The organism is Variovorax sp. VaC1, from assembly GCF_043658315.1.
GTDB lineage: Bacteria > Pseudomonadota > Gammaproteobacteria > Burkholderiales > Burkholderiaceae_C > Variovorax.
In genome coordinates, this window is the sequence record NZ_JBIGLT010000001.1 from 821550 (window position 1) to 835679 (window position 14130).

Annotated in this window: 11 protein-coding genes; 4 read left to right on the top strand and 7 right to left on the bottom strand. The window is 67.2% G+C overall.

Features of this window, described 5'->3' with window-relative positions:
- Positions 1–5 precede the first annotated feature (5 nt).
- Complete coding sequence (locus tag ACGLHS_RS04005) at positions 6–1424, bottom strand: GTPase/DUF3482 domain-containing protein (protein WP_394477050.1); 1419 nt, start codon at positions 1422–1424, stop codon at positions 6–8.
- Entirely contained in the window at positions 1421–2827 is a 1407-nt protein-coding gene (locus tag ACGLHS_RS04010; protein ID WP_394477053.1) for a DUF2868 domain-containing protein, read from the bottom strand. The genes ACGLHS_RS04005 and ACGLHS_RS04010 overlap by 4 nt, the downstream gene beginning before the upstream one ends.
- A gap of 432 nt (positions 2828–3259) precedes the next feature.
- Here ACGLHS_RS04010 and tssE point away from each other — a divergent pair, with 432 nt between their 5' ends.
- Together tssE and tssF are read left to right on the top strand one after the other, a co-directional pair.
- The gene (gene tssE, locus ACGLHS_RS04015) at positions 3260–3847 is read left to right on the top strand and encodes a type VI secretion system baseplate subunit TssE (protein ID WP_394477055.1); all 588 of its coding nucleotides are present in this window, start codon (positions 3260–3262) and stop codon (positions 3845–3847) included.
- A gap of 69 nt (positions 3848–3916) precedes the next feature.
- Entirely contained in the window at positions 3917–5797 is a 1881-nt protein-coding gene (gene tssF / locus ACGLHS_RS04020) for a type VI secretion system baseplate subunit TssF (protein ID WP_394477057.1), read from the top strand.
- A 24-nt stretch (positions 5798–5821) separates the two neighbouring features.
- Here tssF and ACGLHS_RS04025 read toward each other — a convergent pair whose 3' ends face one another.
- Positions 5822–6451 (bottom strand): TetR/AcrR family transcriptional regulator, encoded by a 630-nt coding sequence (locus tag ACGLHS_RS04025; protein WP_394477059.1) that lies wholly within the window; start codon positions 6449–6451, stop codon positions 5822–5824.
- Between the two features lie 84 nt (positions 6452–6535).
- Here ACGLHS_RS04025 and ACGLHS_RS04030 point away from each other — a divergent pair, with 84 nt between their 5' ends.
- A complete protein-coding gene (locus ACGLHS_RS04030) occupies positions 6536–6964 on the top strand; it encodes a VOC family protein (protein WP_394477061.1) in 429 nt (142 codons plus the stop codon).
- Between the two features lie 13 nt (positions 6965–6977).
- On the opposite strand, the gene ACGLHS_RS04035 is transcribed toward ACGLHS_RS04030, so the two are convergent.
- The 3 genes from ACGLHS_RS04035 to ACGLHS_RS04045 all read right to left on the bottom strand — a co-directional run bounded on the left by ACGLHS_RS04035 (position 6978) and on the right by ACGLHS_RS04045 (position 11620).
- Complete coding sequence (locus ACGLHS_RS04035) at positions 6978–8519, bottom strand: hypothetical protein (protein WP_394477066.1); 1542 nt, start codon at positions 8517–8519, stop codon at positions 6978–6980.
- A 226-nt stretch (positions 8520–8745) separates the two neighbouring features.
- Positions 8746–10602: an ABC transporter ATP-binding protein gene (locus ACGLHS_RS04040; RefSeq protein ID WP_394477068.1), complete on the bottom strand. Its 1857-nt coding sequence runs from the start codon at positions 10600–10602 to the stop codon at positions 8746–8748.
- 73 nt (positions 10603–10675) lie between these two features.
- Complete coding sequence (locus ACGLHS_RS04045) at positions 10676–11620, bottom strand: LysR family transcriptional regulator (RefSeq protein ID WP_093237325.1); 945 nt, start codon at positions 11618–11620, stop codon at positions 10676–10678.
- Between the two features lie 111 nt (positions 11621–11731).
- Between ACGLHS_RS04045 and ACGLHS_RS04050 the strand changes: the two genes are divergently transcribed.
- Positions 11732–12556, top strand: a complete 825-nt coding sequence (locus ACGLHS_RS04050) for a DODA-type extradiol aromatic ring-opening family dioxygenase (RefSeq protein WP_394477071.1) — start codon at positions 11732–11734, stop codon at positions 12554–12556.
- Positions 12557–12566: 10 nt separating this feature from the next.
- Here the strand turns inward: ACGLHS_RS04050 and ACGLHS_RS04055 are convergent, their stop codons facing one another.
- Complete coding sequence (locus ACGLHS_RS04055; RefSeq protein WP_394477073.1) at positions 12567–14033, bottom strand: glycosyltransferase; 1467 nt, start codon at positions 14031–14033, stop codon at positions 12567–12569.
- Between the last annotated feature and the right edge of the window lie 97 nt (positions 14034–14130).

The window sequence follows — 14130 nt, forward strand, 5'->3', positions numbered from 1 at the left end:
GGGCTTCAGCCCGCGCGATCGACGTCGAAGGCCCGTTGCAGTTCGTGCCCGAGGTCTGCCACGAGGGCCTCGCGCTGGGGTGACGGCCGCCAGAAGCTGCGCACCACGCCACCGGTCGATTCCCATTCGGGGTGGTTGCGTGCCGGCTGCGCGGCGCGCACCGCGGCAGCGGCGGCGCGCGTGGGGGCATCGCCGTCTTCGGGCGACCCGGTGCTGATGCGCTGCGTGGCCGCATGGCCGCGCTGCTCCAGCGCCTCGGTGAGCTTGAGCTGCCACGCGACCAGCGCGAACAGCACGCCGTCTTCGACGGTGAGTTCGTGCACGTCGCGCAGCTTGTTGGCGATCTTGCGACCCAGCGGCCCCCAGCCTTGCGAGACCGCGCCGCCGATGGCGCCGCCCAGCGCAGCGCCGGCACCGAGCGAGATGCCGGCCACCGCGAGGTCGGCCACCACGCCCACGGCCGCGCCGATGACGGCGCCCTTGCCGAGCCGCAGGCCTGCGTCTTTCATGGCTTCGGGGCTGAAGAAGTCGAGCGTCCAGCGGCCTTCGATCATCGGCAGCGGGGCTTCGTCGGCGTCGCCCTGACGGAAGCCATAGAGCGCGAGCAGGTCGTCGGTGCAGTGCTGGGCCTTGTCGAACACGGCTTTCTGCAAGGCCGTGACCAAGGCCTGCCGACGTGCGGTGTCGGCGAACTCGGTGGCCGAGACCGTGCGCCGCACTGCGGCGGCATCGACCAGCAAGGCGGCGATGCGCGCGCAGGCCGATTGCCGGCGCTGGCCGGCTTCGGCCTGCAGCGCATCGACCACGCCGCGCAGTTGGTCGCGGCGATCGCGCAGCAACGTGACGAGGTCGGTGTACAGGTCTTGCTCGGCGCCGACGAAAGGCGCGGCCGCGTCGAAGCGCACCTGCACGTGCAGGCCATAGGCCGAGAGCAGCTCCCGCCAGGCCGGCTCGCGGCTGGCGGCGTCGCGCACGAAGTTCAGCACCGGCAATACGGGGCGGGCGCAGCCGTTGAGCAGTTCGATCTCGTCGCGGAATTTAGGCAGCACCGGCTCGCGCACATCGATCACGAGGAAGGCCGCGTCGATATCGAGCATGGTGCGCAGCACCTTGGCCTCTTGCTCGAACACGCCGTGGGCTTCGGGGCCTTGCAGGAACTGGCGGATGCGCTCGGGCGGCGTGGCTTGCGCATCGAAACCCGCAAGGTGCTCGCGCAAGGCGACGGCGTCTTCCAGGCCCGGCGTGTCGAAGAAGCGCACGGCGGCCTCGCCGAGGATGTCGAGGTCGACCGATTCGACATGGCGCGTGGTGCCCGGGCGTTGCGACACCTCGCCGAAATTGACGCGCCGCGTGAGCGTGCGCAGCAGCGATGTCTTGCCCGCGTTGGTGTGGCCGACGACGGCGATGCGGATGGGTGAGGTCATGGTGTGGTGGCCCCCAGTCCTTGCAGTGCGGCATCGAGCCCGTCGCTGGCGGTGATGCGTTCGAGTTCGGTGTCGCGCAGCCAGTCGAGCCAGCGTTGCGTTGCCGCGGCGCCGGGCGTGTCGGCCAGCCACAGCCGGCATTCGCCGCAATGCGCCAGCACTTCGCGCACGAAGCGTTCGGTGCCGCGATCAGGGCTCGACGCGGCATGGCACACCAGCAGCACGGTGCGCGGGCGGGCCTGTGCCAACTGGTCGAGAAGGGCGCGGCGGGCGGGCGCGCTGCCATCGATGCGCAGCACCTGCGTGGCGTCGGCGGGCAGGGCGGCGGGCGGCCATGGCATGTCGGGCGGCAGCTCGAAACCGACGACGAACAGCGCGTCTTGCAATTCGGCGGCAGACAACCCGGTGGGCACGGTGCCGCGCACGCGGCCGGGGTCGGCATCGACGATGGCCGCCGGCGCCAGGGCGGCGAACCGGGCCAGCAGCTTGCGGTAGTACGGTTCGCGCCAGTCGGGTTGCAGCGCCTTGCTGCGACGCTTCCAGATGGCGGCGCTCAGCAGCACGAGTGCGAGACGCGGCAGCAGCCCGTAGACCACGATGCAGCCGGTGAGCCACAGCGCCCACGTGCGCTGGCCTCCCGCGCTGGCGGTGCCGGGCGCCACGGCCAGCACGGTCGCTGCATCGGGCACCGGAAAGCCGAGCTGCGCCGGTGCCCAGCCCAGCACCTGGACCGCGCGCACGAAAAACGCGGGGTCGAGGATGGTGGTCTCCCAGCTCAGCGTGTAGCTGCGAAAGGCCAGGGCAAAAAGCATCGCGGCCAGCACCACGGCGAACGACAGCGACCAGATGCCATGGCTCACGAGCCCGAAGGCCCAGGGCAGCAGTCGCGCCCGGGCCAGCAGGCCGGTGGTGGCGCGCACCAGCACCGGGGCTTGGCCGCGCTTGCCACCGGCCACGCGGGCGGTGAGCGACAGCCAGATCCAGCCGAGCGAAGCGGTGTTGAACGAACCGAGGGGAAGCCACAGGCCGACCAGCCACAGCAGCAGCGTCAGCGCATGCAGGCCCAGCAGGCTGACCAGCGCCACGATCACGTTGATGTGACGCTCGCCACCGCCGACCACATTGCCCGCAAGCCCGAGGCCCGCGACAACGATCAGCGCGACCAGCCCGAGCAGCACCCAGGGCGACCATTGGCGCGCACGTGCCAGTTCGGGTTGCAGGCCGATGCGTTCACCCAGTTGAAGTGCGCGGTCGGTGATCTGCGTGGGGCCGTCGGCTGCGCGGCTGGCAGCCGTGCGCATCGCTTGCGCATCGTCGAGCGGGCCGCTCTGTTCAACCCATCGGATCGCCTCGGTAACTACCGCATCCGGAAAAGCAGTTTCGCGCAGCGCGGTGTTGGTCAACAGGGTCCCTTCGCAAGTGAAGCCCGGCACAGCGGCGGGGCGCGCGAATTATGCCCGGCGTGCCGGAGAGACCCTGGGAAGCAGGGCCGCGAGCGGCCCGTGTTCCATGGTGTGTTGGGGGAGCGTTCAGCGAAGGCCGAAGAAGGACAACACAGCCACGACGACCACGACCAGACCGACGATGTAGATGATGGAATTCACGCGAAAGCTCCGTTGTTGACGACAGCTTCAGCGTCTGCCTTTGCCGGTGCTGCGACTGTCGGCAAGGGGCTGCGCGTGTTGTAGGCGCTTGCGAAGCGCCGTTCGCATGACATATCCCCGGTTTGCGTGCCTTTCTCGTTCGTGGTCGCGCAGACGTGACGATTGTTTGCAATACGCAACCAGCATCCACGCAAGACTCTGGCCTCCCCAGCCCGACCGATCGTTCCTCCGATGCGACTCAGCGAGAAGCCCCCCTTCACCGGCTCCCATCCGGCCCACCCCGGCGCCCGTTCCGTGCGCCCGGCCGATGCCGCCGCGGCACGCGTCAACGCGCAGCTCTTGCCCACGCTGTTCGATCGCCTGCGCGACGAGGCGCCCAGCCGTACCTCGGAGTCGCCTTCGGACTACACCGTCACACCCGCGCGAATGCGCGACATCGTGCAGCGCGACCTGGCCTTCCTGCTGAACACCACCAACGCCGAAGACCTGATCGACCGCACGCGCCATGCCGACGCGGCGTCTTCCACCATCAACTTCGGCGTGCCGCCGCTGGCGGGCAGCTACCTGTCGGAGCGCAAGTGGGTGGACATCGAACGCATCATCCGTCGCGCCATCCAGGACTACGAGCCGCGCCTGATTCCCGAGACGGTGACGGTGGTGCCGCTCATGAAGGAGGGCGGCGCGCCCGAGGAATACAACGTCCTGCTGTTCGAGATCCGCGCCATGATCAATCTGCGTCCCTATCCGCTGGCGTTCACGGTGCAGAGCGCGGTCGATCTCGAAACCAACCGCATGCGCGTGGTCGGCACGGCGCGCTGAAGCGCCCGCCACGCCGCGCGCCCCTCGCCCACGTCACACATCACTCTTCTTCAGGGAATCGACGCATTCATGGACCCCCGACTTCTGGATTACTACAACAAGGAACTGGTCTACATGCGCGAGGCGGCGAGCGAGTTCGCCAGCTCGCATCCGAAGATCGCGCGCCGTCTCGGCATGCACGGCATCGAGGTGGCCGACCCGTACGTGGAGCGGCTGATCGAGTCGTTCAGCTTCATGTCGGCGCGCATGCAGATCAAGCTGGACGCGGAATTTCCGCGCTTCACGCAAAGGCTGCTGGAGGTGCTCTACCCGAACTACCTGAGCCCCACGCCGTCGATGGCGGTGGCGCAACTGCACCCGAGCGTGAAAGAGGGCGACTTCACGCGCGGCTTCGTGGTGCCGCGCGGCACGGCCTTTCATGCGCGGGTGCCGCCGGGCGAAGAAACGCCGTGCGAGTTCCGCTCCAGCCAGGACGTGACGCTGTGGCCTTTCGAGATCGTCGACGCCAAGCTGACTGGCGCGCCGCCCGACATTCCGGCGCTCGAGCGTTACGTGCCGCCGCATGTGCAGGTGACGGGCGCGCTGCGCCTGCGGTTGCGCATCGTTGGCGAGATGGGGTTCGGCGCGCTGGTCGGGCTCGACCGCCTGCCGGTTTATCTGCGCGGCAACGAGCAGGTCGCCTCGCATCTTTTCGAGTTGCTGCACACCTCGGCGGTGGCCACCTTCGTCGGCGAGCCCGGCAAGCTGATGGAGCGGCCGCACGTGGTGACCGACGGCGCGCTGGTGCACGAGGGGCTGGCGCCGGGCGAGGGGCTGTTGCCGCTGGCGTGGAACACCTTTCACGGCCACAACCTGCTGCACGAATACTTCGCGTGCCCCGAGCGCTTCTACTTCTTCACGCTCACGCAGCTCGCGCCCGGTCTGGCGCGCGTGCCGGGCAAAGAGGTCGAGATCGTCGTGCTGTTGAGCAAGCCGCCGGGCGCGCTCGGTTCGCTGGTCGATGCCGGGCAGTTCGCGCTGTTCAGCACGCCGGTCGTCAACCTGTTCGAGCGGCGCACCGACCGCATCGAACTGAATGCGGCGCAGCCTGAATTCCATCTGGTGCCCGACCGTTCGCGTCCGCTGGACTTCGAGGTCTATTCGGTCCAGCGCATCGCGGGGCAGCAGGCACAGACCACGGCCGAGCTGGAGTTTCGCCCGCTCTACCAGACGCTCAACGAAGACGAGGGCAACTACGGCCGCTACTTCTCGGTGCGCCGCGAGCCGCGGCTGGTGTCGGATACCGCGCGCAAGTACGGCACGCGCACGCCTTACATCGGCACCGAGGTGTTCCTGTCGCTGGTCGACCAGCACGAGGCGCCGTACCCCGACAGCCTGCGCTACCTGTCGGTGAAGGCGATGCTCACCAACCGCGACCTGCCGTGCCTAGTGCCGCGCAACGGGTATGCCGACCTGGCGGTGGCCGATTCGATTCCGGTGTCGGCGGTCGGCCTGATCCGTCCGCCGAGCACGCCCAAGTCACCATTCGCACAGCGCGAGATCGCATGGCGGTTGATTCGCCAACTGGGCTTCAACCACCTGCCGCTGGCCGACATGCCGCACCGCGAGGGTGCGCAGGCGCTGCGCGACATGCTGCGGCTGTTCGTGACGGCCGACAACGACGTGCTGGGCCGCCAGATCGACAGCCTCGTCGGCTCGCGCATCCAGCCTGTCACGCGGCGCTTGCCGGGTGCCGGGCCGCTGATCTATGGGCGCGGCGTGCAGTGCACGCTGAGCGTCGATGAAGAGGGCTTCTCGGGCACGAGCCCGTACCTGCTGGGGCTGGTGCTGGAGCACTACCTTGCCCGGCATGTGAGCATCAACGTCTTCACGCAGACGGTGCTCGAATCGATGCAGCGCGGCACCGTCGCCAGATGGCCGGTGCGCATGGGCGGGCGCGGGATCGTCTGAACTGCGGGCTGGCGGGCCGCTGCGTCAGCGCGGTGCGCTCGATGCACGAGGCGCGCGAGACGCGTGAGGGGCGGGCCCGAGCGCCTGTTCGATCAGCCACCGCATCGCGGCGCGGACTTCCTTCCGGTCGGCGCCGGCCTCGATTTCGAGCGCGGCCCGGTCGAAGGCGGCCGACAGCAACTGGGACAGCGCATCGACGGACACCTCGCCGCGCCCCATCCCGGCCTTGCTCAGGCCCTGGCGCAGCGAGTGCGCCGCGTTCGCGTCGTCCATCGCCATGATCTCCGTCATGCCCAGCACCGAAGGGCCGTCGATCAGTAGCAGGCGGGTGCGCCCCGGCACCGTCATCGCATTCAGGTAGGCCTCGCTCCCTTCGAGCAGCGCTTCACGCGGCGCGAGCTGTTCGGGCGTCGCCGCTTCGATGTCGGCGGCCACGGCCTCCGACTCGCGCACCAGCACCTGCCTGAACAGATCGCGCTTGTCGGTGAAGTGGTGGTAGAGCGCCCCGCGCGTGATGCCCGCGGCCTCGGCGATTTCTGGCGTGGAGGTGTCGCCATAGCCCTTGCTGACGAACAGCGCGCGGGCCGCCTCGATCAGCGCGAGGCGGGTGGTTTCGGTGCGTTCGCGATTGGTGCGTGCCGGTGTTTTGGCCATGCCCCTAATTTACATGCAGTCTGTTTGTGAATTAATATTCAACTTACATTCAGTCTGTATGTTTTGTGAGAAAGGAAGAAAACCGTGAAAGTAACGAGCTACTACCCCGTGGTCATGACCCACGACGTCGCCGCAACGGCCCGCTTCTATAGCCAGCACTTCGGTTTCATGGCGCTGTTCACGAGCGATTGGTACGTGCATCTGCAACTGGCGGACAACGCCGCGGTCAACCTGGCCGTGCTCGACGCGGGGCACGAAACCATTCCGGTGCCCGCGCGTGGGCGGGTGGCCGGTGGATTGCTGTTGAACTTCGAGGTGGACGACCCCGATGCGGTGCACGACCTGCTGAAGGCGGCCGGCCTGCCGATCCTGCTGTCGCTGCGCGACGAGGCCTTCGGCCAGCGCCACTTCATCACCAGCGACCCCAACGGCGTGTTGATCGACATCATCAAGCCGATTCCGCCGAGCGGGGAGTTCGCGGCGCAGTACGAGGTGGGCGCGTTGCCGACCTGAAGCGGCTGGCGTTTCAGGCGGCCAGCAATACCTCTTCCTCTTCTTTGTGCGTCGAAACGCACAGGGCCGTGAGTCCAAATCCCAGATGGCGGCTGTCCGTGCTTTCGCCCTGGTCGCACGGCCGTTGCCGATCATCGATGGCGAACTGAATCACCAGCGGCCTGTTGTCGTGCTGGTCATCCAGCGTGCGAGAGAACAGGAAGGAAATCCTGCCGTCAGAAGTTTTGAGAATCGCCGGTACTTCCTTGCCATCGAAGAACGCACGCACACTCGCCGACCGCGCGTGGCCTTGATAGACATGGCCCTCGATGCGGACGTCGATGGCGTGCGTGCCCGCACCGATGTCTTGCGGCAATGGGATGGCGATGCAGGCCTGCTCTTTGTCGCTCCACGTGCCCCATGGCTCCGGCTCGTGCCAGCCATGGGTGAGCCATGCAGCTGAAGGGGCGTGAGTCGCGAAACTGTAGGAGCAGCCGACCTGTATCGGTGGCAACTGACGCAACCCTTCATTGTGGGTGTCGAGGCCCCAGCGCGAAGAGAAGGCCCAGTCGATCGTGGCAGTTGGCCAACTGGCGAGGCGCGACGGGGTGCCATCGCCGCAGATGGCGGCCATGACGGCCATCGATGCGATGTCGGGGCCGACCGATATCCAAGGAGAGCACGAGGCCGGAAGTGCCGCCACATTGTTGCGGTCAGGCTGAATAAGAGGTTTCGCCGGCTTCATGAAATAACCTGCTTCTGTCAGCACGCTGGAAGAAAGGCCAGCGGCAAAGTGCAGATTGTTGGCGGACAGCAATGCATAAGTGTTTTCGCGTGTCCACGCCAGATTCGGAATGGCGCGCGTGATCGCCGCCAGATGATGCAATGCGGGTTCGTAGGGGTGGGGCTTGATCACCAGCAGATCCACGCTCTCGGCCAATTGCTTCAGGGGGGCGATCACATCGGAGGGGAGCATGGCGCGACCCTGGCTGATGAGTGAGAGATCGATCAGGCTCTGTCCGAAGAACACACCGACCCGGAGTTGTGGGGCGAAGAGACTGGGAGCGCCATGACGCGCGAAATACGATTTGATCGCGGACGCGTGGTTCCAGATCTCTTCCTCGTCCACACGGCAGGACTGCAACGCCTCGGCGATGACGGGATCGTTGGTGCGCGCACAAAGATGCAGGTGCGCGGCGAAGCGGATCGGATCGATCTCGAGGTCGATATAGGACGCGCCGCTGTGGTCGATGTATTGCTGCAGCGAGGGCGGCAATCCCCAGCCGATCACCAGGCAATCGGGGCCGAAGGTGGGCATGCCGTGCGCACCGAGCACGGCCATCAGGTCTGCGTTGCAGGCGCTCGCCCAGCCCGTTGGCGTAGTGGGCAGCCGGAGCCTGTCCATGAGGCGTTCGACATCGACGGTGCCGCCTTCACGCAGCGCGGAGGCTTCGTTGATCGAAATTCCGAGGCGAGACAGCGTGAGGTCGAACAGGCCGCGCAGAAAGCGCCGATTCAGCGCGTGGTATTGGAGTCCGTTGGCCGACGAACGAAAAAAATCGTCCGTGAAAGTCACTTGTCTGAATCTCGAATTCATTATTGATGTCATCAATGCCCGGCTCCGACATATCGGAGACCGAGGCCGTGGGTTGCTGTCGCTTGGAATCTAGAGTGCGCCAGTTAGCGCAGGCTGATACCGTACCGCCCCGTCACGGTGGTTTCGTAAAGGGCTGGTAAAGACGCGACGTATTGACCCAATGATGGATCGAGAACGGATACTTTCTTCTGAAGTCCCCGGGTGCCTAGGCGCGCAGCGCCTCGCCTTCCTCCAACCCATCCCCCAGGAACCCGCCGCTCTGATGCGCCCACAGCCGCGCATACAAACCACCTTGCGCCATCAGCGTGCGGTGATCGCCTTCTTCCACCACGCGGCCTTCGTCGAGCACGATCAGCCGGTCCATCGCCGCGATGGTCGACAGCCGGTGCGCAATGGCGATCACGGTCTTGCCTTCCATCAGCGTGTACAGGCTCTGCTGGATCGCTGCCTCGACCTCGGAGTCGAGAGCGCTCGTGGCTTCGTCGAGCAACAGGATCGGTGCGTCCTTCAGCATCACGCGCGCAATGGCCACGCGCTGGCGCTGGCCGCCCGAGAGCTTCACGCCGCGCTCGCCCACGTGCGCCTCGTAGCCGCGCCGTCCGCTGGCGTCGCCCAGCGTCTGGATGAAGTCGTGCGCCTCGGCGCGCCGGGCCGCCGCCTCGATCTGTTCGAGCGTGGCGTCGGGCCGGCCGTAGGCCACGTTGTCGGCCACCGAGCGGTGCATCAGCGAGGTGTCCTGCGTGACCATGCCGATGTGGCTGCGCAGCGAGTCCTGCGTGACATGCGCGATGTCCTGCCCGTCGATCAGGATGCGGCCGTTCTCCAGGTCATGGAAGCGCAAGAGCAGGTTCACCAGCGTCGACTTGCCGGCGCCCGAGCGGCCGACCAGGCCGATCTTCTCGCCGGGCTTGACGGTCAGGTTCAGGTCCTCGATCACGCGGCGGCCGGCGTCGCCGTAGCGGAAGCTCGCATGCTCGAAGCGCACTTCGCCGTGCGGCACGTCGAGCACGGTGGCGTCGGGTGCGTCGAGCACGGTGCGCGGGCGCGACAGCGTCTTCATGCCGTCCTGCACCGTGCCGATGTTCTCGAACAGGCTCGTCATTTCCCACATGATCCAGTGCGACATGCCCTGCAACCGCAGCGCCATCGCGGTGGCCGCGGCCACCGCTCCCACGCCGACCGCGCCGTTCGACCACAGCCACAGCGCCATGCCGGCCATGCCGGCGGTCAGGCCCATGCTGAGCGTGTGGTTGACGATCTCGAACGCGCTCACCAGCCGCATCTGTCCGTAGCCGGTGTGCATGAACTCGCGCATGGCGTCGCGCGCGAAACCGGCCTCGCGCTGCGTGTGCGAGAACAGCTTGACGGTCGCGATGTTGGTGTAGGCATCGGTCACGCGGCCGGTCATGAGCGCGCGCGCATCGGCCTGTGCCTTGCCGACCTTGCCCAGCCGCGGCACGAAATAGATCAGCGAGACGAAGTACAGCACCAGCCAGATCAGGAAGGGCCACACCAGTTGCGCATCGAGCACGCCCACCAGGATGATCATGGTCGCGACGTACACGCCCATGGCCACCAGCACGTCGGCCAGCACGAACACGGTTTCGCGCACGGCCAGCGCGGTCTGCATCACCTTGGCGGTGATGCGGCCGGCGAACTCGTCCTGGTAGAAGGCCATGCTCTGGCCCAGCATCAGCCGGTGGAAATTCCAGCGCAGGCGCATCGGCAGGTTCACCGCCAGCGTCTGGTGCTTGACGATGGTCTGCAGCGCCACCACGCCGATGCTGATCACCAGAAAGGCGGCCAGCCACAGCAGCGTGTCGCCACGCTCGGCCCACAGGCGCGACGGCACCTGCCCGCCGAGCCAGTCGACGATGCGCCCGAGGATCGCGAACAGCGCGGCCTCGAAGATCGACATGACGGCGGTCAGCACCGCCATCGCGGCGATCTTTCCGCGCACGCCGTGCGTGCAGGCCCACAGGAAGGCGAAGAAGCCTTGGGGCGGCAGCGCGGGTTCGGCGGCGGGGTAAGGGTGAAGAAGTTTTTCGAAGAAGCGGAACAAGGCGGGCGATCTCCCAGGTAGCCGGCAACTTTAGCCGTGCCTGCATGACCTTGCCCCGAAAAGGTGCGTTCTTCTACAGCTTGCGAGGCTTCTCTTCAGCGGGTGCCGATCGGGCCGCGGACTTTGGTTGCATGCCGCCCAGCCGTTCGCTCAGGAAGTCGATGAAAGTACGCAGCTTGGGCGCCATGTATTGCCGGCTCGTGTACACGGCAAAGAGCGTGACGGGCGGCGAATCGAAGTCGGGCAGCAGCCGCACCAGCCGGCCCTTTGCCAGGTCGTCGTCGATCAGCCAGAGCGGCATGAAGGCGATGCCCATGCCGGCGTGCACCGCATGCAGCGTGAGCGTGGTGTCGTCGGAGCGCATGGCCGGCGCAAGGCGCAGCGGAAACATCCGTCCGCCCGGCCCCTTGAGCGCGAGGTTCTCCAGGTTCACGTAGCTCGGCACGATGGCGCCAAGGCGCGCCAGGTCGGCGGGCAGGGCGGGGGCGCCACCCGCGCGCTTCAGGTATGCCGGCGTGCCGGCGAGGTAGAAGGGCACGCGGCACAGCGGCCGCGCGATCAATGCGGACGAGAGCTCCTGCGTGGCGCGCAGCGCAAGGTCGTAGCCATCGGCCGCGAGATCGACCTTGCGGTTTTCCAGGTGCATGTCGACCAGCACCTCCGGGTAGCGCTCGCGGTAGTCGGCCAGCACGCGCGCAAAACGCGGCGTGGCACACCAGACCGGCGCGCTCACCTTGAGCTGGCCGCGCGGCGTTTCGCTGGTCTGGCCGATGGCGGCTTCGGCCGCGTCGAGCAGGTCGAGCGCGCGGCGGCTTTGCTCATACCAGGCGGTGCCGGCCTCGGTCAGGCTCAGGTGCCGGCTCGAACGGTGCAGCAACCGCGCGCCGAGCGATTTTTCGAGCTGGGCCACGTGCTTGCTGGCCATCGGCGGCGACATGCCCAGGCGCCCGGCCGCCGCCACGAAACTGCCGGCCTCCACGACTTCGCGGAACACGCGCAGGCTGGTCATCTGGTCCATGTGAGCTCCTTTGAAGATTTCCTGTGAGGAACTGATTTGATGCATCCTAGCCTGTCGATTTCCTGGGAGGAAATGTCTACAGTCGATGCAACGCTTTCAAGGAGCATCGACTTGACCCACGACAACACGAACAACTCGCGCCTGCCGACCTATTTCATCTCGCACGGCGGCGGCCCCTGGCCCTGGATGAAGAAGGAAATGGGCCCGACCTACGACCAGCTCGCGGCCTCGCTCGCCGACATGCCGCGCCAGATCGGCCGCACGCCGAGCGCGATCCTCATGGTGTCGGCGCATTGGGAGGCGCCCGCCTTCACGGTGCAGGGCAACCCGAAGCCGCCGATGATCTATGACTACGGCGGCTTCCCGGCCCACACCTACGAAGTGCACTACGACGCGCCGGGCTCGCCCGAACTCGCGCAGCGCGTGCAGGCGCTGATTGCCGCAGCAGGCCTGCCGGTGCAGATCGACCCCGAGCGCGGCTATGACCACGGCATGTTCTCGCCGATGGCGGCGATGTACCCCAAGGCCGACGTGCCGGTGGTGCAACTGTCGCTGCGACGCGGGCTCGATCCGGCCGAGCATCTGGCGCTGGGCCGCGCGCTCGCACCGCTGCGCGACGAGAACGTGCTGATCGTCGGCAGCGGCCTGAGCTATCACAACCTGCGCAATTTCGGGCCGCAGGCGCATGGCGTGTCGAAGGCCTTCGACGACTGGCTCGACGAGGCGGTGGTCAAGGGTTCAGCGGCCGAGCGCAGTGCGCAGTTGCTCGACTGGGCCTCAGCCCCGGCCGCGCGCATGGCGCATCCGCGTGAAGAGCACCTGATTCCGTTGATGGTCGCGGTCGGCGCGGCAGAGGCCGATGCCGGCGAGCGCGTCTATCACGAAGACGCCTTCATGGGCGGCCTCGTCGTGTCCAGCTTCCGATTCGGCGCGTGAACTTGCGGCGCTAGTTCCGCCGCGCGCCGTCGGCATCCACCAGCCCGACGCGCGTCTGCCGGCCCCAGGTGCCGCGCCCCGTCAGGAAGGTCCACCAGCCCCATGCCGCGCCGGTGTGCCGCAGGATCTGGAAGGTGAAGGGCTCGATCAGCGCGGCCATGAAGGCCTGCGCCATGTTTGCCTCGCTGCCCTGGCCGATCCAGCGCCGATACAGGAACACCGACCACAGGTGAAAGGCGAGGTCGAGCACGATCTTCGCGCCGATCACGCCCGCCACCGGCGCCAGCACGCCGAAGCTGCCGCGCACCAGGTACATCAGCAACAGCCCGAAGGCTGCCAGGCCATACAGCGGCTGCAGCGTGTCGATGGCCTTCACCGGCAGCATCGCGATGCCGAGCCAGCCATAGCGCCGGTCGCCCACCATCGCGCGATACCAGTATTGCGTCTGCAGGAAACCACCGAACCAGCGTCGGCGCTGGCGCAGGAAGGCGCCGGTGCTGCTTGGCGCATCGGTGTGGGCCTGCGCATCGCCGAGCACGCGCACGGTCCATGGCAGGCCGTGCGCCTGGGCATGGCGGTGCAGGCGATGGATGAGTTCGTAGTCTTCCACAAGGCAGTCGGTGTCGAAGCCACCGACCGCGCGCACCGCATCGAGCCGAAAGCCAGCGAAGGCGCCCGAGATCAGCAGCAGGCCGTTGACGCGCATCCACGCATAGCGCGAGAGGAAGTTGCGGATGTACTCGTAGGTCTGGAACCACTGGAAGCAGCGACCCGTCAGCGTGCGGCTGCACACCGGCGTGATGACGCCGGTGGCCGCTACGAGGTTTGGCTCGGACGAAAAAGCCTGCCGCACGGCGGCAATGGCCTTGCGGTCGAGCAACGTGTCGCCGTCCACCGTGAGCACCGTGTCGGTGTCGATGCAGAGAATGGCCGCGTTCAGCGCCACCGCCTTGCCGCCGTGCGGCAGCCGCAGCCAATACAGGTTGGGGTGCGTCGCGCTGGCCGCGCTCAGTTCGCCCGGTGGCGGCGCGACGAGCCCGTAGCGCGCGGTGAGCAGCTCGGCAGTGCCATCGCTGGAGCCGTCGTCCGCGATCACGATGCGGTCGGGCACGTCGCTTTGGCCGAGCAGTGCGGCCAGCGTCACGGGCAGCACCGCGGCCTCGTTGTGCGAGGCGACGATCACGCCCAGCGTGTTGCGGCGCGTGCCGCCCGTGCTGGTCGCTTCCGTCGTTGCGGCCCGGGGCCGCAGGATCGGCAAGGTCATCCAGCCGACGAACAGCAGCAGCACGGTGTCGTACAGCACGTAGGCCACGCCGACCGACCAGGCCCGGACGTTGCCGACGCGAAAGGCCATGGCAAAAAGCAGGGCCCACAGCACAAGCACGCCGCCATGAATCAGCCAGCTTCGCAGCGGCGTGCTGGGAGGGGACTGGCGCGGCGATGCGGCCACGAAGGCGCGTTGAAGGGAATCGTTCAAGAGGATGTGCCTGGGCGACGAACGGTGATACGCAAAAAATCGGCCAGCGGTTTCAAAAGGCCGAGGACAAAGCCGGGACAATCGAAAACGCCCCTGA